The organism is Niabella sp. ZPM-14, assembly GCF_055693045.2.
In genome coordinates this window covers 995813-1016723 of sequence record NZ_CM181148.1, presented here as the reverse complement: position 1 = coordinate 1016723, position 20911 = coordinate 995813, and the positions used below count along the sequence as shown (strand labels likewise).

21 protein-coding genes are annotated in these 20911 nt (G+C 39.3%); 7 read left to right on the top strand and 14 right to left on the bottom strand.

Features of this window, described 5'->3' with window-relative positions:
* Positions 1–13: 13 nt before the first annotated feature.
* From ACU37H_RS04315 to ACU37H_RS04260, 12 genes are all read right to left on the bottom strand, one after another.
* Positions 14–1657 (bottom strand): hypothetical protein, encoded by a 1644-nt coding sequence (locus tag ACU37H_RS04315; RefSeq protein WP_472703128.1) that lies wholly within the window; start codon positions 1655–1657, stop codon positions 14–16.
* Positions 1658–1664: 7 nt separating this feature from the next.
* Positions 1665–3134: a type I restriction-modification system subunit M gene (locus tag ACU37H_RS04310; protein ID WP_472703127.1), complete on the bottom strand. Its 1470-nt coding sequence runs from the start codon at positions 3132–3134 to the stop codon at positions 1665–1667.
* Positions 3131–4198 (bottom strand): hypothetical protein, encoded by a 1068-nt coding sequence (locus tag ACU37H_RS04305; protein ID WP_472703126.1) that lies wholly within the window; start codon positions 4196–4198, stop codon positions 3131–3133. The genes ACU37H_RS04310 and ACU37H_RS04305 overlap by 4 nt, the downstream gene beginning before the upstream one ends.
* 1 nt (position 4199) lies before the next feature.
* Positions 4200–5750 (bottom strand): restriction system-associated AAA family ATPase, encoded by a 1551-nt coding sequence (locus tag ACU37H_RS04300; protein WP_472703125.1) that lies wholly within the window; start codon positions 5748–5750, stop codon positions 4200–4202.
* Complete coding sequence (locus ACU37H_RS04295) at positions 5747–7297, bottom strand: restriction endonuclease subunit S (RefSeq protein WP_472703124.1); 1551 nt, start codon at positions 7295–7297, stop codon at positions 5747–5749. The genes ACU37H_RS04300 and ACU37H_RS04295 overlap by 4 nt, the downstream gene beginning before the upstream one ends.
* Before the next feature lie 2 nt (positions 7298–7299).
* Positions 7300–8082: a nucleotidyl transferase AbiEii/AbiGii toxin family protein gene (locus ACU37H_RS04290; RefSeq protein WP_472703123.1), complete on the bottom strand. Its 783-nt coding sequence runs from the start codon at positions 8080–8082 to the stop codon at positions 7300–7302.
* Positions 8079–8885 (bottom strand): type IV toxin-antitoxin system AbiEi family antitoxin domain-containing protein, encoded by an 807-nt coding sequence (locus tag ACU37H_RS04285; protein ID WP_472703122.1) that lies wholly within the window; start codon positions 8883–8885, stop codon positions 8079–8081. Before ACU37H_RS04285 ends, ACU37H_RS04290 begins: the two co-directional genes overlap by 4 nt.
* A gap of 100 nt (positions 8886–8985) precedes the next feature.
* Positions 8986–10974, bottom strand: a complete 1989-nt coding sequence (gene mobC, locus ACU37H_RS04280; protein WP_472703121.1) for a conjugal transfer protein MobC — start codon at positions 10972–10974, stop codon at positions 8986–8988.
* A gap of 12 nt (positions 10975–10986) precedes the next feature.
* Positions 10987–12279, bottom strand: coding sequence for a relaxase/mobilization nuclease domain-containing protein (locus tag ACU37H_RS04275; RefSeq protein ID WP_472703120.1), 1293 nt, complete (start codon positions 12277–12279; stop codon positions 10987–10989).
* Entirely contained in the window at positions 12267–12656 is a 390-nt protein-coding gene (locus ACU37H_RS04270; RefSeq protein WP_472703119.1) for a plasmid mobilization protein, read from the bottom strand. Before ACU37H_RS04270 ends, ACU37H_RS04275 begins: the two co-directional genes overlap by 13 nt.
* A gap of 241 nt (positions 12657–12897) precedes the next feature.
* Positions 12898–13800, bottom strand: coding sequence for a DUF8464 domain-containing protein (locus tag ACU37H_RS04265; RefSeq protein ID WP_472703118.1), 903 nt, complete (start codon positions 13798–13800; stop codon positions 12898–12900).
* Positions 13801–13901: 101 nt separating this feature from the next.
* The gene (locus ACU37H_RS04260; RefSeq protein WP_472703117.1) at positions 13902–14453 is read right to left on the bottom strand and encodes an AAA family ATPase; all 552 of its coding nucleotides are present in this window, start codon (positions 14451–14453) and stop codon (positions 13902–13904) included.
* A 101-nt stretch (positions 14454–14554) separates the two neighbouring features.
* Here ACU37H_RS04260 and ACU37H_RS04255 point away from each other — a divergent pair, with 101 nt between their 5' ends.
* Complete coding sequence (locus ACU37H_RS04255) at positions 14555–14845, top strand: hypothetical protein (protein WP_472703116.1); 291 nt, start codon at positions 14555–14557, stop codon at positions 14843–14845.
* Positions 14846–14859: 14 nt separating this feature from the next.
* On the opposite strand, the gene ACU37H_RS04250 is transcribed toward ACU37H_RS04255, so the two are convergent.
* Complete coding sequence (locus ACU37H_RS04250) at positions 14860–15069, bottom strand: hypothetical protein (RefSeq protein ID WP_472703115.1); 210 nt, start codon at positions 15067–15069, stop codon at positions 14860–14862.
* Positions 15070–15502: 433 nt separating this feature from the next.
* Between ACU37H_RS04250 and ACU37H_RS04245 the strand changes: the two genes are divergently transcribed.
* Both ACU37H_RS04245 and ACU37H_RS04240 read left to right on the top strand, forming a co-directional pair.
* On the top strand, positions 15503–16558 hold the full coding sequence (locus ACU37H_RS04245) for a branched-chain amino acid aminotransferase (protein WP_472703114.1): 1056 nt from the start codon (positions 15503–15505) through the stop codon (positions 16556–16558).
* Positions 16559–16568: 10 nt separating this feature from the next.
* Positions 16569–17105, top strand: coding sequence for a YfiT family bacillithiol transferase (locus ACU37H_RS04240; protein WP_472703113.1), 537 nt, complete (start codon positions 16569–16571; stop codon positions 17103–17105).
* Between the two features lie 42 nt (positions 17106–17147).
* Here ACU37H_RS04240 and ACU37H_RS04235 read toward each other — a convergent pair whose 3' ends face one another.
* The gene (locus ACU37H_RS04235; protein WP_472703112.1) at positions 17148–18587 is read right to left on the bottom strand and encodes an aminotransferase-like domain-containing protein; all 1440 of its coding nucleotides are present in this window, start codon (positions 18585–18587) and stop codon (positions 17148–17150) included.
* Positions 18588–18676: 89 nt separating this feature from the next.
* Between ACU37H_RS04235 and ACU37H_RS04230 the strand changes: the two genes are divergently transcribed.
* Genes ACU37H_RS04230 through ACU37H_RS04215 form a run of 4 tightly spaced genes read left to right on the top strand, consistent with a single transcriptional unit; the run spans position 18677 to position 20899 of the window.
* Positions 18677–19102 (top strand): GNAT family N-acetyltransferase, encoded by a 426-nt coding sequence (locus ACU37H_RS04230; RefSeq protein WP_472703111.1) that lies wholly within the window; start codon positions 18677–18679, stop codon positions 19100–19102.
* A 19-nt stretch (positions 19103–19121) separates the two neighbouring features.
* The gene (locus tag ACU37H_RS04225) at positions 19122–20054 is read left to right on the top strand and encodes a ketopantoate reductase family protein (RefSeq protein ID WP_472703110.1); all 933 of its coding nucleotides are present in this window, start codon (positions 19122–19124) and stop codon (positions 20052–20054) included.
* A gap of 22 nt (positions 20055–20076) precedes the next feature.
* Positions 20077–20463 carry a VOC family protein gene (locus ACU37H_RS04220; protein ID WP_472703109.1) on the top strand — a complete coding sequence of 129 codons (387 nt, stop codon included), beginning with the start codon at positions 20077–20079 and terminating at the stop codon, positions 20461–20463.
* Positions 20464–20467: 4 nt separating this feature from the next.
* Entirely contained in the window at positions 20468–20899 is a 432-nt protein-coding gene (locus ACU37H_RS04215) for a carboxymuconolactone decarboxylase family protein (protein ID WP_472703108.1), read from the top strand.
* Positions 20900–20911: the final 12 nt, after the last annotated feature.

The window sequence follows — 20911 nt, the reverse complement described above, 5'->3', positions numbered from 1 at the left end:
TACAGTTAATGTATTAAATACCATCGTAATTAGTAATTTTATGTTGAGTTCGAATAACTTTCCATTCATCAACTTCAATATCTGCATCAAAGGCTTCAAATACATTCTTAGGTATATTATAGGCAGTAATAAGTTGCATTAATTCAATAAGCCCTCGGCTTTGAGCTTTAAAGCCTGTTACCCTATTTATAAATGTGTCCATGTCTGTTATCGAAACTTCGATTTCAGTGGACAACGGTACCGGCATAGGCTTATGCGTAATTAGCAACCCCTTTATTGAAAAGCCGTCAATATCGGTTACTCCAATTTTGCTGAGTTGTTTAAGTATTTCAATATAGTTTTGAACTTGAGTAGCACCTTTTTTTAGCTCGTTCATCTTATAATCAACCTCTGACGCAGTGATTGGCCCGATAAAATGTTTATAGTCTATTATGCAGACGCATTTCTCGGCCGTGTCAATAATAATAAGGTCAGGATGTATCTGCTTGCCTTCAAACTTAATCACCTTCTCCAAATAGGAAGTCCAGTTGCTGGAATCTGATACTGAAGAATATAATTTATTCAGATTAAACTTTTCGATGAGATTGATCAGTTTATCATAGATTTTCTTTTTTGATCCTTTATTTAAAGCCCCTAAAATCATTCTTGATGGCTCTAGCTGAGAGAATAGATTAGGCAAAATATAATATGTGCCCGATGAAGAAAGGACAAATGGCTGAATGGTGACGCTGGTATGAAAATTATTAGGATTGAAAGTTAGATCCGATATAATAGCACCAACTACGTTTTTTGTAAGTCCTGTAATAGTGGATGCTAGCTTATGAAATTGTGTAATGCTTAGATATAATGGATTCGAGCCAAACGAAAGATTTTGTCCTGATTTAGAGTCCAAAACTGCTTCTGTCCAGCGGATGAAGTAAAAGTTAAGAAAAAATAAAGCATAAAATTGCCGAAGCTGTTTGAGGTTGTATCCACCTAAGTCTGTTGTTTCTTGTAATTCAGGGAACAATATTTCGCACATTTTCTTAAACATCAAAGGATAAGAGTTCGAATTTTTTCCTTTGTGCCAGTCAATGTGATTAGCGATAGGAGGTTCGGAGAAATTTATATCTTTTATCCATTCTTCAAATTCATCCTCCATTTCTTCATGAGGATAGCTGAGATAGATAGTTTGGATTTGCTTAGCGTATAACAGTTGCTTATTGTAGATACCCGAATAGTTGTAACTGTTAGGATTGAGAAATGTAATGGTTTTATTATTTTCATCAAGAATCGCGGTTTTAATTCCTCTTGACCAGGTGACAAACTCCTGCGCGATCATATGATAGCCTGTTCCCCAACCTAAAAAATCGGCAGCCATTTCCTGTAGCTGCCGCGGAGATTTATCAAAGGTATTAGTGAATACAGGTTGTGTTTGTTTCAACATCCATCTGATACAATGACCAATTCCATGCATCATATTGTTCAAATAGATAGAGATACTGTGGGCATTATGCCCATTTGAAATTAAATTATCACGATGTCTTTCGGTATCTCCATAGACCTGCAACAAGTAAGGGATAACGATGTCCTCAGAGTACTGATAAAAGGCCAACTTAGTGTGAGCTTTATCTAATATCTCCGATTCAAATTTCCTGATTTTTTGCTCGTCATCCATTGTGATTCTAGGACACAGAATCCCTTATTGTTTTGAAATTAGCTAAGGCACTTTCTATATTTCCTATAATGTCATTCATGAGATCTTCCGGTTCCGGCAAATTTTCCAAGTCAATTCTGTTGTCATCTTTTAGCCAGAAAATATTCAAGTTGCATTTATCGCGATTGACTATATCATTATAGGTGTATTTCCTCCAACGTCCTTCTTTATTTTGCTCTGTCCAAGTCGGCTTTCGCTTAGTCCGGTCTTGAGGATTATAGCATTTTACAAAATCTTTTAAGCTTTCATAAGTAAGTGGATTTTTTTTGGGTGTATGGTGAATATTCGTCCTGTAGTCATAAAACCAAATATCTTTAGTGGCCGGTTTTGAACCTTTCCTTTTCGTATCAAAGAAAAGCACATTTGCGTTTACACCCTGCGCATAAAAAATACCTGTAGGCAGTCGGAGGATCGTATGAAGATCTACTTCGTCTAATATTTTTTTTCGGATGGTTTCTCCCACACCGCCTTCAAACAATACGTTATCGGGCAAAACAACAGCCGCACGCCCATCTTCAGGACGTAACATGGTAATAATATGTTGTAAAAACGCCAACTGCTTATTACTTGTCGTGACCCAAAAATCCTTTCTTAAATAATAACCTTCCTGCTTAGCTTTCTTTTCATCGTTGGTCGCTATATCACTGCTTGTCTTGCCGAATGGAGGGTTAGCAAGTACGATTTTAACCTTTTCTTTTAAAGATTCCTTCAAACTATCCGCAACATCTATTTCAGGAGTTTTTTGAAGGTCGCCGATGCCATGAAGAAAAAGATTCATTAAGCAAAGGCGCGCTGTAGATGGAACAATTTCCCAGCCGTGAAAAGTTTTGAACTTTAGATAATCTTTCTGTTTTTCATTTAGCTTTTTATTATTGCTGTGCAGATAATTTAAGGCTCCCAAGAAAAATCCCCCAGTACCACAGGATGGGTCTGCAATACTCTCTTCGGGCTGTGGCTGTACACATTCAACCATCGCTTGAATTACGGGTCGTGGCGTAAAGTATTGTCCGGCACCGCTGCTTTCCGCATTTTTTTGCAGTAACGATTCGTAAATTTCCCCTTTAATATCTACTGATTCATTAATCCAGGTTTCCTCATTGATAAGGTCAATAAGCCTTCTTAATTTATGCCGGTCATTGATTTTATTTTGAGCTCCGTCAAATATCTTTGAAAGCATTCCTCCTGATGAGCTTAATTTTTTTAAGTTGTCACTATAAGTGCTGATTAACAGATCATCATTTGAATCCAATAAAATCTGCCAATTACAATCGGAAGGTATATTAAATTTTTTCTTATACTGCGGGTCAGTGTACTCATCAGCCATCTTTAGGAAAAGCAGATAAGTAATTTGTTCCAAGTAATCGCCATAACTAACGCCATCATCTCTAAGGGTGTCGCAAAACGACCAAATCTTTGCAACTAATGTATTTGTCTTCATGCAACGCTTATTTTTTGTGTATACATTTTTAGTACTGAGCTATAGAAAATATCATTTTCACAGCTTGCCAAGTAATCGAATAGTGGGGCTTTGATGATATTTGAGTGTATAAATCTTTTCTGTCCAATTCTCTCGGCAGTATTTTTAAGTTCTCTTTTCAGGTCATCGTAAGTGGCAATATTAATTCCGTAACTCACCAGGTCATCCAAAAAATCGTTTACCCATGACTCAAATTTTGGTACTAAATAATCATCCCTATAGCGTTTTTCGATTTGAAAAACTTTGAACCATGTATCATTCATGGGGTCATTGGGTAAGAAGTTTATTTTCCAAAAACCGGCTGAATTATTAATATCTGTTTCTGGAATAACGCTACCGTTATAATCGATATTAATTGTTAATTGTGTTGAGTAAGGGTATGCAAATTGTCGTCTGATGTTGTTGTCGTAAAAAACATCAACCTCGCCCTTGAATTTCGTATTACATGCACTACACATTGGGGCCAGATTTTTTAAATTTATAGCCACAAGCGGGTAATGTTTCTTGGGACATAAGTGATCATAATCCTCCCTAAAAGTTTGATGCATTTCACCTACGCCGCAGAAAGGACAAGCTTTGTGAGCAGGCATTCGATTGTAAAGTTGTAGGTAATGATCTTTGATACCCCATCGGTTAGCCTTTAGCGTGGTTGAAAATAGATACTTTGTCAGTTCATATAAAGTGTCATCTCCTATAATTGCTTGTATAGCACTATTGTTGATTTCGGAGCAATCAATATTTACATCCTCAAAGAATAACTCAATAGAGCGACACTTCAAAACGATCCGATAAAATTCATCCTTTTTATCCTGACTCAAAACTTTATATGATTCAAAAAATGCCTCGAATTTTTTCTTTAACGTAGAGGAATTATCTATGTCATCGGCAATTGAAGGATGAAAATATCGTGCGGTGACAAAGGCCGCATTAGTAGGTACTGCCTTGATTTTTCTAAAGAAGTAATTTAAGTGCTTACTTAATTGGCCCAACGAATGGCCACTTATAAATTCATACTTGTACAGCATGCTACTTATTTTTAGTTAACATTTCAATGCGGCGATATAGGGGCATTAATTGAGAGGATTCGCCTAATTTTTCAATTCCTTCTTCTATTTTGGCCGGATCTGTTTCTTCTTTTAACGCTTTAATAGCCTGTAAAGCTTCTTCAGACATCACTTCATCCATATCGAATGCCATTCGCAATATGTGATCCAGCGAGGCCCCAAAAGTTTCCTGATCAGGCGGCTTTACAGAAATATGGTCTTTCGACTCACGCTCAAATATGTAAACAGATTCCTTTGGTGTATCCGATACTATAAAAGGAGAATGCGATGTTAGAAAAAGATCTTGTTTTCTGTCCTTGGTAAGATTTCTCAAATGACTTATAAATAGCCTTCTCCATTTTGGATTAAAATGTGTTTCAGGTTCATCTAGTAAAAAAATAGAATTATTATGGTTAACCATGATTATAGTCCCGAAAATATTAAAGAATTGATGCTCCCCATCACTTAAACTGAGATAATCTATTACTTGCTCGTTTGAGAGTTGCAGCTTTAATTCTGAATAGTTCAGAACCTTATCTTTATTAGCCACTGTGGGCATTTTGGTAATTAATTTTCTCCGTTTCCGCTCCCGCTCGATATTTTTCCTAGTTGTGGCATCTATCATTAAATTATTTAACAGCTCAAACTTGTATAACGCGGTATAAAGATTATAAGCCGATTTGAAGAAATGGGTCAATGCATCTTTTGTTGCTTCATTAAAATAAAAGTCTAAGGTGTACTTGTTATGTTTCTCATCATAGTCATAACAGGTTGCAGATGCGATCAACTCTTCTCTCCATTTTTTCAATTCCTGTGTAAGAATTACACCGCTCTCTCCGGTAGAAGTTTTGATTTTAGGAGCTGCCGCCTGTTTAGTTTGGAGTATGAGCTGAAAGCTTTTAAGCTTACCGATTTTAAGTTCGTTCTTGATATAATCAATACCTTCGACCTCTTCAAATACTAAATTGCTGATTACGATACCGAGATTAGTATTGTAATCCATAAAATAGAATCTGGGCTCATAATCTTTCTTAGACAACCCTTCGATTGCTCTGCTGGCTGTATAGGTGGCGTAAACGTCATAATAGGCGTGGAAAGGAATACTGATTGTTTCGTTTTCGCCAGAAGTATATCCGATAACTTTCTCTGGAAGATAACCATCTACGTCTTTATCCGTAAATGAAATTAAATTTTCATCAGAATCGGTTATTGTAATAATGGGGGATTTAGTGCTTTTGGACTTTTGAGTAATATTGACAAGATATTTTCTGTTGTCTTTTGTTATGTTATAAGCAATCTCAAAGGAAAAAGGCGATGAAGCATTTTTCATCACATTCGCTTTTCGATATATAGCATCGAGGTAAATAAATATTTCTGCTATAGTTTCTAGAAACTGGGATTTACCTGAACCATTTACACCAATTAAACAATTTGCATTTAAATAATCAGCAGTTCTATCAGGAAAAGTTAGATCCAAACCTTCCAGCAACGGTTTACTAGCTATGTCGGAAATTCTTATACTTTTTAACTTCATGACTTCAGTTTATATGTTATCCGTTCTTGTTTTTTATTAAATCTTGAGGTGATTTCTTTCTCATCATCAAGTAAAACAAAAAGCTGTTCTTTAACTTCTTGATATGACATATGCAGATGTTCTTTTAATTCAGTAAAACTAAATTCTGAATCAGGAAAATTTTCTCTTATCACAGAAATGAGTGTCTTTTTTGGTAATTTCATGCGAGGATTATTTTGAACATTGACTTTTTGCTGATTGCGATATTGTAGAATTTCTTTACGGATTATTTCGAGTAGTTCAGTTGCAGGTTCATTCTCATTATCCTGCATAGTTAATTCCCCTTTAAAAGCTTTCATCAATATACTTTGACGATAGAAGTCGATGCTTTGTAGATTACTTCTTATTGTATCATCAAGATTTTCGATAATTGTAAAACGATTGTCAATCTCATTTACTATTTGTTGCTGTTCCTCCAGATCACACAAATAAAATTCAAACAAAGAGATATCTTCAAATGAAACTCTTGGCCTATCACCAGTTGACCGTTCATTTGCAAAGTTCACAAAGGCTGCGGAGTGCAAGATATATTTGAGATAATCATTTAGAATCTGTTCTTTGCACTCTAATACAATAAACTCCCCTGAAGCGGCCCCATTAAATTCAGCCTTAAATACCTTGTTTAAATAAGGCCGCATTCTAGCATATAGGATGTTGTCTTTTTCGAAATAGTTACCCGAACTGGAATAATCCTTAAACATGTATATCAAATTCGGTTTTAGACTATTTGACTCTACACTATCAAGCCCTATGAACTTCAAATCTGGATGATCTAATGGATTCACTTTCTTAGAAATTTTATTTACAACGTCTCCTAAAAAAACCTTTTTTAATCCCTTGAATTTTTTAGAAATAATCCTGTCATTTCTATCTAATATTCCATTTTTCTCTAAGACATTTTTCAAAAAAGCTTGTCTGTAAGTTCTTAGTTGTATCGAAGCCTCAAGTAAACCAATTTTAGATTGCTCCAGTTCGCTAAATATTTCTTCTAATTTTTCGACTATTGAATATTGTTCATTTAAAGGAGGTATTGGAATTTGGAGGGACTTGAGCGTTCCGAGATAGACTCCTTTTTGAGCAGTTCCTTTTGCCTCATTTTCCAAGATTTTTTGAAAGAAAGGTGCTTGAAAAGCATACATCATGTATTTACCAGGAATTATACATGGTTTTAGAAGTGCTACGCTTCTTTGTATTGTAAATTTTCGGTTTAAATATTCGGGTACGATTGCGGCGCGACCAATACTTCCTACAATAGTGAGTAATACATCTCCTGATTCAATATTTGTTCTTTCATTCTCGTAACGATATGATTCTTCAGAAATATACCGGATATCGTTATTAAAATCGATATCATTATCTGTTATATTCTTTGCACTTAACATGGGAATTCCGCTTGTCTGCCGACCAGGTGGATTGTGTGAACCATCCGTCACTTTGAAGGTAATATCACTGAGCGCAGCCAAAGCCCAACCAGTCGGTAATTTATAATCTTTTGTATCTTTACTCATTGTCAAATCTTATCCAGCAAGTGGCTTTTTACTAATTTGAATGCATTATCAATATCGTACGTAACCCCAGGCCTTAATAACCCTTCCATATCGGCCAAGAAATCTCGATCTAGTATTTTCTTTTCTATGTTTTCCAAAAACTCTTTCTGTGTTACACTATTATCCTCTTCATCCATATAAAATTTCCATGCTTCAATAATTTTATTTGGGGCAACATTACCTTGGGTTATCGCAAACCACATATCAAATAAATCTCTCCCTTTTCTGCGCTGATAAAGCGCACGCATTTTGGTTCCTAATAATTCTGCTAATTGATAAGATGGTATTGCCACTTCTCCCGTATACCATTCAGACTGCATAGCATATTTTACGTCCTGTATACCAAAAATCGTATGGTGCTCTCGGCAATTCACCTCCACTTTTAATCTCAAAGGAATTCCACCTTCTGAATCAAAGCGGTATATCAGTGTATTATTATGCTGTTTTTGTTTACGTATTGGCTTATCACCCATAAAGGATAAAACCTCACGTAATTTATCCATAATTGGCCCAAATGGCTCCGCTGTGATTTGCACTAAATCTATATCTTCAGAATACCTTGCGGCAGGCGAGAGATACAATTTATGTAATGCCGTTCCCCCTCTAAATGCCAATCGCTCTTTTAAATAGTCATCACTATATATTGCCATCAACGCACGCTCAATTACCAGATCCTGTTCAACTTGGAAATCCTCCTGCCAGGGAGCCTTTTTACGCCACGCGGTTATGTATGCCTGAGGAATCATAAATCGGTTTCTATTTCTATATTTTGAACAACTTTCCAATCATTACCGGTAATCATCTCGGGCTTTTCTTTTTGTGGTCTTAATAGCACAGGGAAATAGTTCACTGTTTTTAAATAATCTTTTATGGGTTCGCTTAAATCTGGCATATTTAAAATCTCTTCAAGTAGAAAGCCCAAACGTTGAACCGCAGTTATAGGAGAATACCGTTTAGCTAGGTCAAGCATTTTATTGGGATCGATGCTTTCACTAAGCTCTTCCAACACTGTAGCCACCCTGTTGAGACCGCCCGCTTGATCAAAATAATATACTAAGTCTAGCGCAGTTAATTCCGGCGATGATACGTTGATATATCCTGTATCAACCTTTTTTTGAACTGTATCACCTTTGTCCCATTCCTTCTTTATATAGAAGTTTACTTTCAAGTTGTCGTTATTAATATTGCGCAAGCTTGGCTTCATTGTGATCACTGAAAAAGATTGTGGTTGCTGGTGTGCAGCTCCATAATAGGTCGCTGCATTTAACAGCCCTACATAATAATCTCTCCCTAAAAACTTCATCAAATCTGCGACAAAGAGCGATGGTGGAAGTATTCCTTTACTTCTGTATTCAGGGGTAACGACTACATAGAACTCATTCCTTATTAAAGCAATTTCTTTCTTCTTTTTGAGTCGTTGCAATGCTTTTTTTATTGCTTCGTCAGACTGCTCAAAACGGCCTCGTACCTCTGGTAATGAAAATGCGTATCTTCCGTTGGAACGGAGTTCGTCGATAAAGTCTTCTAAATAACCGTATTGCCCTACCATTTAAGTCTTTGTTTGATAAAAGGGTTACTCTTCGTCCCTTTTTGCAAATGTAAACTTAAATATAATTTTGATTGAAACCAATTTATAAGGCAACTTTCTGCTATTTTTTCACTACTAGATGGCTTAACGCCGGATCATTCAGCATTCGTTCCATTTCCGACTGGATAATATCCTGAATGTCCTGTTTTATCTGAAGATAATTTCGTTGCACCATTGTATTATCCAGTTTACGAATTACCTCAATATCCTTATAGCTGTCTTGTTCTCTTTTAAGTGCATCATGGTCGTTTAGTATCTCACAATGGAAGGCTTTCAAATCTATTTTGTTGTCTGGATCATCGGCTACCATACCTACAAACTCACCGGAGCTTAACGCCGAAATTTTAGAAGGTGGTATTGCCGATTCCAGTTGTTTGGAACGGCTGATCGAAGTATCACCGCTGTTTATGGAAAGGCTTTCCCTGTCCTGCATGATCTTGCCAAAGCGTTCTGATAACTGTTTAGCAGTATCACCAGTAACCTGCCCGGCAACGATGTTACCGGTGATGTTCATGATCACATCTGCCTGCTCACGACCATAGTCCTTACGAAGCTGGCTGAAATCCTGGATTCCCAGACAGGTGGAAACTTTATTACTTCTTGCTGTGGCAATCAGGCTGTCCATATTATTTAGGTAAATGGTCGGAAATTCATCAAAGATGAGGCTGCTTTTTTGTTTGCCTTTTTTGTTCACCAGCTTCACCAAACGCGTTACATATAGAGACAATACAGCCCCATAAATTTGTATCTTCTGAGGATTGTTGCCCATACAGACAATCTTGGGATCGTCGGGATTATTAACGTCCAGGTTAAAGTCGTTGCCTGATAGAACATAATATAACTGCGGGGAAGAAAGCCTGGCCATTGCCACCTTTGCGGAGGCAATTTGACCTTCCAATTGCTCCATAACGTCGTTCAGGTATGCGTTCACAAATGGATTGATCAGCACCTCGATTTCTTTTTCTGTTCTCAACAAGGTAAATAGGTTATCATAATCCACTTGCATAAGTTCAATAACGTGCGGCAGGGTGCAAAACTCACCGTCTTTATACCTCCTCAAATACCAAATGACAGCAGACAGAAAGTTAATGGGAGATTCCACGAAGAAGTCACCCTGGCGTTTTATCCATTCCCTGTTCAGTCCCATTAGGATGGTACGGGCAGATTCTGCTGCGTCGGTAATGTCGGTCATAGCGGAAGGCTCCAAAGGATTGCACCTATGACTGCGGGTCAGGTCGTCAAAGTTGATCACATAAAAAGCTGGTGGCTTTGGGTATCGGTGTTTATTTTTCAGCCAGGTGTTATAAGCTATTTTGGAAAGGTCGTCATACTTAAAATCGTACACGAACATGGTAAACCCCTTACGGATATGTTGTGTGATAACATGGCGAATGACGAAGTAGGATTTTCCTGAACCAGGTGTACCCAACACCATTACCGCACGGAACGGATTAATGATGTTAATCCAACTATTGCGCACTTTGTCCTTTAATTGGTAGCGGGCTGGCAGGTTGATGGAGTATTCATTTTCCAGCAGGCGCTCTTCCTGTGGGAACGTTTCGTTTTCCTTATTAAAAATATCCTTATAGTTCAGCCTGTTTTTAATAATCCGGGATAATAAAGTGCCGCCTGTTAGCACCAGCAGAAATCCGATGGAGGTAGCACCAATATATACGACTGCCAGTTCCGTTGCTTTTATTTTAGCCAGTAAGCCTAGGTAACTTAAAAAGTAAATGAGCAATCCCGTAATAACGTAAGCGAAGGCTATTTTATAGTTCAATTTTTCATCTTTCCGACCTTTCGCACCAGTCAGTGAGATAGCCAGAAAGCCTAACGCAATCAGCTTGGATTTTATAAAGTTGTTAAATATCCCCGTCCTGTAAATATTATTTAAGAGGCGGTCGCTGAATGCGCTGACGAGTTCCCATTGCCGGAAGGCAGCGTAACAGTAATAATAAAAATGGATCACTAAGATTACAATGCTGATCAGCCTGGTCATATCCAGAATTTTCCTCAGCGCCTGTTCATTCTCTCCTGTCTGCATAGCCATAGCTTTATAATTTTATTGATTATTATTCAGGTTCTTTCTTTTCCTTTTTTTCTTGGTCTTTTTAAGTTGACCCGGCACATAATCCGGTGCCTGTTCCGGCTGCATCAGAGCATCCAGTACAGTTTCGGTTCCTTGAGAAGTAGCAGCAATCTCCCGATCATTTCGGTGGGCTTTGGTTTCTGCCGCAGAAGCGGTAGCCTGTGGCTGTAACCCAATCTGTTTTTGAGCGGGATGCAACAGCAAATCCGGCTCGGAAACATAACGTTCCTGTATAGCTTTTGCACTGTACTGTTTGCCTAATGCGCTTCCATTGAATACAGATTTGGTTTGATGGTCAATATAGGTAATGCCATACACCATGCCTGCTTCGTTTGTATGCAGGGCGGTATGAATGCCCTGCTTTTCCAGTGCCTTCATCAACTCTATGAGTCTTGGCGTTTTTCCCAGCAAAGCCATATCAATGGTATTCCTTACCCGGGATTTGTATGGCATTCGTTTCGGCTCATTTTCCCTGAATTTTTGTTCCAGAAATTTAAGCGTAGGCTTATTATAGAAAAGGCTTGCCTTAATGGGAACGCCAATAGGATTACCAGTAGCGTCCAGAACACGGTACAGCAAACCTCCGGTTTGATAAACCCTTGAATCTCCAGTGCCTCGTTCGGCAATAACATTATACTGCCTGAGCACTGCATTCAGTTCGGGCAGGCTGGAATATTTGTATTGGCTTAGTACTGCCTCCAGTACATTCTGTATCGCCATTTTTGTCTGTGATTTACCATAGAGAGCCTTGCTGGCAGATACTGGTTTTAGCTGATAGTTTTCCTGTTTTTTTTGCGCTTCGGCGGCGACTAAACCGAACTCTTTTTCAATGGCTTTCCGTGCCGGTTCGGACTTACGAATACCCAGGTGATGCAGGTCAATCCGTTTGCCGTCCGCTTCAATGTTTGTTGTAATCAAATGAATGTGCGGATGCCCCGCATCATAGTGCTGGTAAACCAGGTATGGCTGCTTGCCGAAGCCCAGTTTTTCCATATAATCCTCAGCGATAACAAGTAGTTTTTCCTGTGAAAGATGGCTTTCGGACACATCAAAATTCAGGGAAATATGCACGCTGTTACGCTTCACATTTTCATTTAGTCCCATTTGCTTCAGGAAGCGGTTTAGCTTCATGCTGAGGCTCATTTTATCAGGGTCGATGGGATAATTTCCCGCACCGATACATTCGGCTACGCCAGCCTTCACCTTGTTCTCATTGTAGTTGAAAATGCGATGAATCGAATGCCCCGTTTTGATTACTGCAACCATGTTTCCGCGATTTTCTGGATGTGTTTTTTGACCTCATCTACCTTATTGAAAAGGGTCTTTTTCTCAACTTCATAGGCGATCAGCCAGCTTTTAAATTCGGCAATCTGGCTAAGCGTATGCAGCCTTTTTACAGCCTGGTTGAAGTTGTTCCCGATGTGATTAAGCTCTGTTCTTAGCTGAGCCATCTCTGCCATAAAGTCATCGGTGGACTGGTTCCTGTAGCTGCTTACTACCGGTTTTTCAAAGAGGTTGTGGCGCACGTAATCGCTTAGTTTACGGCAGGTGCTTGCCTTCCATCTTTTTTCAATCTTCGCATATTCTTCGGGTGTCAGACGCAGCCCGATGATGCGTGTCCTGTTTGAATTTTCTCTTTCCATCACTTATCATTTTCACGTTTTCAAACTCATTCATGCCTATCAGCATCCCCCGCCCACGAGTTCCGAGTAAAGGGCGGCAAGATCCGGTTGTTTAACAACCGTTCATCTTGCCGTTTGCAGGAACGTAGCAAACTCACGCAGCTTTTCAACTTCCTACAGACCTGAAATCAGTCTTTAAGCACTTTTTAGATTTCCTGAAATAAAAGGACACTAAGAATAGTGTCGGCAAAGGCAAAAAGCCTTATCGTAGTTTCTGACTTAAATGCTTCTTTTGGGGCTTACCGAAATTCACCATCCAATCGTTCAGGTCTTTATGGTTTTTATAAAGCCTGCTTTCATCAGAATATTTAGGACTTATTGAAATTGCATGCTGGGTGACGTTTTGTCCGGTGGCATCCCTGTCCAAATACAGCCGGATAGCATTGTGTTCTTCCATAAAGGGGCGTGCTCTTTCAAAGAAGGAGACAGAATTTAGAACCACGAAATCCTGGCTGATTTCAGAGCGGTTTTTATGAATAGCCTTAAAGGATAAAAAATCCATGAAGCCTTCAAATACCATAGCCTCACCAGAACCATTTCTAAAGGTGGTGATATCTTTCGGTGAGCTGCTTGCCTTGAAGTAGGGATTGCGAATTTCAAAGCCGCCGGAGTCGTTTTTAAAGCCGATGCCGTAATAGATTTTATCATTTAGTTCATAGCGTATTTCCCGGCAGTATTTATCGGCAATTTCGATGGGTATGCGGCGTTGCTCCAGGTAGCGCAATAAAGGAAAGGAAGTAAGCATGAAATCACCCAGCACCTTGATCTTATGTTCAGGTTCATCTTCTACTTTAGCGTGATGGATAATTGGCTGCTGAAGGGAAAAATTACCACTCAGGCTGTCCAGTAATTCACCGACGGTACAATGATGGTATTCGATGCCAAAATCAATCAGGTTTCCACCCTTACCCAAGCCATGATCATACCATCGGTTTAGTTTCCGGTTGATCTTAAAGGAAGGTGTTTTTTCTTCCCTTAGCGGGGATAAGTACCAATGATCGTTATTCCTGATTTTTAAAGGCTCGTGGCCTAATGAAGACAGGTAATTAACCATGTCCATTTCTTTGGCTTCCTCTATGGTAAGCCTTTGTTTTCTGAAATCCATAACCACACGTTTTCAACCTCACTATTCAGTTCACTGGCGTAAAGTTAAACAGGTAGTTTGGGTTATACCTATCCTCATCATATTTTGATGAGGATGAAAGTTTAGATACTGAGAACAGAAAGAATATACTTTGCTCTGTCTGCCACACTTGTTTTAGGAAGCTCTATTACCTCGTAGCCGAGTTCGTTATATAATTTGGACATGACCTTGTAAGTATCGATTGCTTCTTCAAACGATTGTTTTCTTTCGTTGTCATTGATGTAGATCTTTGGCCAGGGAGGTGTAATGAAAACTTTAGGGAAATATCGGTACTGTCTTGCAGCAAGCTCCATTTCATCCGATACCGGAAGCCCACATAAGCGCAGGTAGCCAATTGCATCAGGAAGTCCACGATCAAAAAACGTATATCGGGAGGTTCCATATATACGCAGGAAATTTTCTACAGATTGCCTGAACATTTCAAAGGCAAATGCAGACCTGTCAGCCCAAGGAAGCGTATCTCCGCCGGTTGCGAGTTGATTTCTGATAATTTCTCTGCCAGATTCTTGTCGGGTGCTATACCCCTTCAATTTAAAATGATTGATTATTGAGGTCTTTCCCATACCGGGGCCTCCTGTTATTACAATTGCTTTATTATTTATCAGTGTGTTCATATTTTTTGGGTTAGTATCCTCATCATATTTTGATGAGGATGCGTAAAAGATTGCTTATTACTTTTGTGTTGTGAGTAATGTTTAATTTAAAACGTGTGATTATGTTGACGACAAATGATGTGGCCAAGGTTTTTGATACAATCATGAGTATCCCTGGCATGAATGAAACAGTGAAGATTGATTTGAGAATCTCACGCAAAAATGTACTGCTTCTAAATCACGTGATTGAGCGTGGATTAGCGATAAGTAATGATGATAAAAGCTCGGGGCTGCTGTCGAATGTCCCTGAAGAAAACCTAAACGAGCTTAAGACGATAGCAGACGAATATCTGGAAAAGGCGGGACTGATAGAATTGAGTGAAAAACTCAATGAGCTGGGGAAAGGCAAATAAACTTGACAGGCTGGCTATTCAATTATCCAGCCTTCCTCTTTTCTAATACTCTGAATGTTGTTGGCAACAAGCCACTGTTCAAACTGAAGTTCATCAGAAGGCGTAAATTTGATAAACTCGCCCGAGGTCAACATCAGCGTAAAATTGTTAGAGATGGAAAGGTATTTTAGAAGCTCTGAAGCTCGATATTGAAACCCTGGAAAATGATCGGCGGCTGTTGTCATATAAATACTTTTTAATATCCGTTTCAATGCCGCCTAAAAAAATAGCGCAGGCAGCAGCTTACCGAACTGAGGTCTTAGGAAACCCGACAACAATAAGTGCGCCCACGCCGTAGCATGAGCGTTCTTTACTTGTTGTCCCATTGTCATTGAAAGTTCCTAAGTTTCAGTTCGGGACTCAAAGCAAAAACGCTTCAAGAATATCTTTCTGCAAAGATAGATTTTAAAAATAACTGCGGCGATATGAAGCGCAATTAGTTGCACTTTGCTACAGCTTTTTTAGTTCAAGTTTCATCCTTTCAAGGAAATCCTGGTAAACCACCTCCCATCTGCACCCATCAAAGTTGAAATAATTGTGTCTGTTATCATTGCGATTCTTTAATGAAATTTGTGCTATGATAAAGTCAGTCTTTAAGCACTAATATTATTTACAGCTATGAATACAATAGAATTACCTACAACAAACAGACTGGATCAATTCAATTTTGACCAGTTTTCTTTTGGTGAAGTTCCTACAGACCATTTATTTCTTGCGAAGTTCAAAAACGGTGAATGGGAAAATGGTGAAATACAACCTTTCAGTAATTTTTCTCTAAGTCCTTTTTCGTTGTGCTTCCATTACGGTCAAACTGTGTTTGAGGGCATGAAAGCTTTCAGATTGGCCGACGGGACTGTCAGTATCTTCCGACCTGACAAACATTATGAAAGATTAAACAGGTCGTTAGAGCGAATGTGTATGCCCACACTGTCGAAGCAAATGTTCTTAACCGGATTAACTGAATTGCTTTATAAAGATGAAGCCTGGTTGCCGGTAGACCGGCAAGATATTGCTATGTATATACGCCCTTTTGTAATAGCCACTGAACCACGGATAGGTGTTAAAGTATCAAATGAATATCTGTTTGCGATCACATGTACTCCTATAGGTGAATACTACGATAAACCTTTAAGGGTAAAAATAGAAACGGAATATGTTAGAGCCGCTGAAGGCAGTGCCGGTTCAGCAAAATGTGGAGGAAATTATGGTGGAGCTTTTTATCCAACTCAAAAAGCTCACGAAGAGGGTTTTGATCAGTTGATATGGACAGATGCTCAAACCCATCAGTTCCTTGAAGAAGCAGGAACCATGAATATTATGATGTATATTAATAACACACTAATTACACCACCGTTAAGCGGCTCCATATTGGATGGCATTACGCGGAGTTCCATACTTCAGATAGCAAAAGATTTGAATATTCGGGTAGAAGAAAGACCGATAACTTATAAAGAGATTGCAGAGCATCTTCAAAATGGTGGCCCACTCGAATTATTCGGTGCCGGAACAGCGGCAATTATATCTCCAATAGCATCCGTACAAATTGAAGGTGTAGATTACTATCCGCATACCGAGAACGATGCAATAATGTTTAAATTGAAAAATGAACTGGAAGGTATTCGTAGAGGTATAAAGAAAGATAAACATAACTGGAATTACCCTCTTAACCGATAAATTTATAATAATGACTACATACGCACAGCAATACCCGATAGGTCAATTTGTGAAACCTACTGAAATAACACAACTTTTGTTAACAGAATGGATCAATGTCATTTCAGCTTTACCCCAAGATCTGATAAATGAAATAGAGACTTTATCTGACCAGCAACTTGATACGCCTTACAGGGAGGGTGGTTGGACTGTCCGTCAGGTTGTTCATCACTATGCGGACAGCCATATGAATGCGTTTTGCAGATTTAAGTTAGCATTGACTGAAGACAACCCTATCATTAAGCCATATTTTGAAGAACGCTGGGCAGAACATCCTGATGGTAAAACAATCTCCGTTGACTCCTCCTTAGCTATCCTGAAAGGTCTGCATCATCGCTGGACGGTATTATTAAAAGGCCTTCGGGAAAAAGACCTGCCAAGAACTTTCGTGCATCCGGAACATGGTAGGGAAATTAGTTTGGAAGAGGCAATTGGTATGTATGCCTGGCATTGCAGACATCATTTGGCGCATATAACGACGCTTAAAAAAGCCAAAGGCTGGTCATGATATTTCTATAGAAAAAACCATCGGAATTATAGCTAGCCCAACCTATAATTCCGCTTTGGCCAGGTTTCCCAAGGCTTGTAAGGATTTCTCTAATTGATCATTCCATAACAAACCATAGTTTAATCGAAGGCAATTAGCATACTGATTTTGCAGCGTGAATATCCGTCCCGGCGCAAAGCTTATTTTCTGGCGCAACGCCTTCTCATACAGATTAATTGTATCTATGTTGCCGGGAAGCTCAGCCCACACTACAAACCCTCCCTGGGGCCTGCTTGCCAGGGTACCTTCAGGAAAATAATCGGCGATAGCTCTCGAATACTTCAAAAAATTACCATGTAGCGTGTGCCTTAGTTTTCTAAGATGGTTTTCATATCTCCCTGTTTCCAAAAATCCTGCTATCACTTCCTGCGTAATGGAAGTAGATGCAATCGTAAGAAAGAGCTTCATTCGGAGTACCTTCTCTTTAAATTTCCCAGGTGCAACCCAGCCCACCCGATAACCTGGAGCAAGTGTTTTAGACACCGAACCACACCATAAAACTATCCCGCTCTTATCGAAGGTTTTGCAGGATTTTGGCCGTTGCTGCCCGAAATAAACGTCACCATTAAGATCGTTCTCTATTAAAGGTACATTGTATTTTTCCGAAAGCTCCACCGCCATTTTCTTGTGCTCATCTGGCATGCAGCAACCTAAGGGATTACTGAAATTGCTAATCAGAAGACTGGCTTTTACCTGCTTATTCTTCAAGGCATCTTCATAGGCATTTAAGTCTACACCCGTTTGCGGATGGGTGGGCAATTCCAGCACTTTTACGCCGAGTGCCTGTGCGAGTTGCAGCATGCCAAATGAAACCGGGCTTTCCATTGCTACGGTATCGCCTTTTTCAGTAACTGCCATCATACAGTAAGACAGCGCATTTAAACAACCATTTGTTGTAATGATATCTTCATGAGTAAAGTTACATTCCATGGCAAAAGACCATCGGGCAATCTGCCTGCGGAGTCTTTCGTTGCCTTCCACCTTATCCGAGGTAACCCCACTGCCCTTGAGATCACGGGTAGCCTGAAGTAGTCCCTTATTCAGTTTTGCTATCGGCAGTAATTCATTAGCAGGAGTTCCTAAAGAAAGTGCAAGGTTGCTGTCTTCACCAAGATTACCATACACCTTGCTGACCATCAGTTCGCCATCGCCATAGCTAGCAATCATCGACGGATTGGTGATTTTGGGTATCGAAGGTGTGCGAGTACGCGAATACCGTACATAATAGCCTGACTGTGGACGGGTTTCTATCAGCATCTTACTTTCCAGATGGTAGTATGCATTCAGCGCCGTATTCTGGCTGACACCATATTCGCGGCAGATGGTTCGTAACGAAGGCAGTTTATCACCTGTGCGGAGTATGTTATTAAGAATTTGCTTCTCAATAACACCAGCTATGCGCAAGTAAACAAACTCGTTCTTATTTCTTTCCTTATTTTTCATTTCAAAACTGCTATATGCAAAATTAATAAAACTGCATCTGCTATCATAAATATATTTTACTCAATTTTGTATAAGAAAACAGTATTACGATGGGTGAGTATAAAATCAAAACCGGTTTTAACCGGATGGATGTACAAAGTGTTCATTACTTCATATCTGAAGAGAGCTATTGGGCGCAGGGTGTTTCTTATGATATAGTCGAGAAATCACTTAGAAATTCATTTTGCATAGGCGTTTTCGATGAGGAAGGAAAGCAGATAGCTTTTGCAAGGATAATTTCAGACAGGGCAACTTACGGGTATCTATCCGATGTTTTTGTTCTGAAGCAATACAGAGGTAAAGGAATAAGTAAGATGTTGATGGAACATATCATGAACCTGAAATGGGTTAAACAGTTACGCAGGTTTATGCTGTTCACCGAGGATGCCCAGGAGCTCTATTCTATGTATGGCTTTAGGGAAATATCTCATCCGGAGAAATTCATGGAAATCACGCATATCAATATGTATCGTTAACAGCTTGAAATAAAAAATCATGCAGTCAGATCAAAATCACATATACATTATCGGTTCAGGAGCCATTGGTAAAGCACTCGCAGTTTTTCTCAAACTTTCAGGACGACAGGTAACCATTATCAGAGGAAGCGTAAATGATGGTATCATGAGCACTGAACGTATCAGTGTCGAGATGGCAGATGGAGTTAAACATCAGGCCGACCTTGACATAGCAACTTTGGAAAATTTCTCAACTATACACGGAATTGTTGTTCTCGCTAACAAATCATTTGGCAATGCCCAACTGGCGGCCTCATTGAAGAGCAAAACGGAAAGTTCTCCAATCGTCCTCCTTCAGAACGGCTTAGGTGTTGAGCAACCATTTATCAATCAAAAATATCCAGAAGTCTATCGTTGCGTTTTGTTTGTCACCAGCCAGACGGTTGATCCAAATACTGTTCGTTTTAAACCGGTTGCCATTTGTCCCATTGGCATAGAGAGTGGCAACCCGGACAATCTCAATAGTATCGTGGCACAGTTAACTACGCCGGACTTTGCATTTAAAAGTGAGCAGGACATTCAGCCGGTGATCTGGAAAAAGGCGATAGTCAATTGCGTATTCAACTCTGTTTGTCCTTTACTGGAAGTGAATAACGGCATATTCCATAGAAATGCAGCGGCACACGAAATTGCCCTGAGAATAATCTCTGAGTGTATTGAAGTTGCCAGAGCCAAAGGAATAGATCTTCATTTGGACGAGGTGGAGAAAAGCCTTATCCAGATAAGCCGGTTATCGGAAGGCCAGGACATATCAACTTTACAGGATATCAGAAACAAAAGAAGAACAGAAATAGAAACATTGAATCCCGAAATAGTAAGGGTTGCCGAAAGCCTTCATAAAGAAAACCTTGTCAGCGAAACAAGGCTGCTTGGTGAACTTACTAAACTCAAAGCTGATATTAACATGCAGTAATTAAAACGATGAGGAAATAGCGATGGATAATAAAAACATACTTAAGGCCTATTCATTAAAAGCGTTTGTGCCCGCGTTGGATTTTGAACGTTCCAAAACCTTTTACCATCACATTGGATTCGAAATATACCGGGAAGATAATATGATGGCACACCTGGAAACTTCAGGACAGGGATTTCTTCTGCAAAATTTTTATGTAAAAGAACTTGCTGAAAACTTGATGATGCACATGCTGGTGGAAAATGCTGATGCCTGGTGGGACAGGATCAATCAGGCTTTTAAAATTAACGGCTATGATACTTTTCTGAGCAGTCCCCAAGACCAGGCGTGGGGACTAAGAGATTTTTCTTTTAAGGATCCATCTGGGGTGTTGTGGCGGGTAGGAAATATCATCAAACTCACAAACTGATAAAATGAAAGCTAGATTCAAAATGCAGGATGTTGTACCGGATTTATATAAACACTTGGTTGCTTTAGACAAGGAAATTTCATCCAATGGAATAAAAAGGGAAATCCTGGAGCTGATAAAAATCCGGACATCCCAACTAAATAAATGCGCCTATTGCATTGATGTACATACGAAAGAGGCAATAGCTAACGGCGGAAGTGCCCGTAGAATCTTTGCTTTGAACGCCTGGCAGGAATCAAATCTGTTTTCCGAAGAGGAGAAGTCAGTTCTTCGATTGACTGAAGAAATTACATTCATTCATCTTCAGGGGCTTACAGACCAGACCTACACTGAACTTCGAAAGCACTTCAGTACTGAAATGATAGCCAAACTGGTGATGGCGTGCATTATGATGAATGCCTGGAACAGAAGCGCTGTGAGTAGCAGGAAAATATAATATTGATAAATC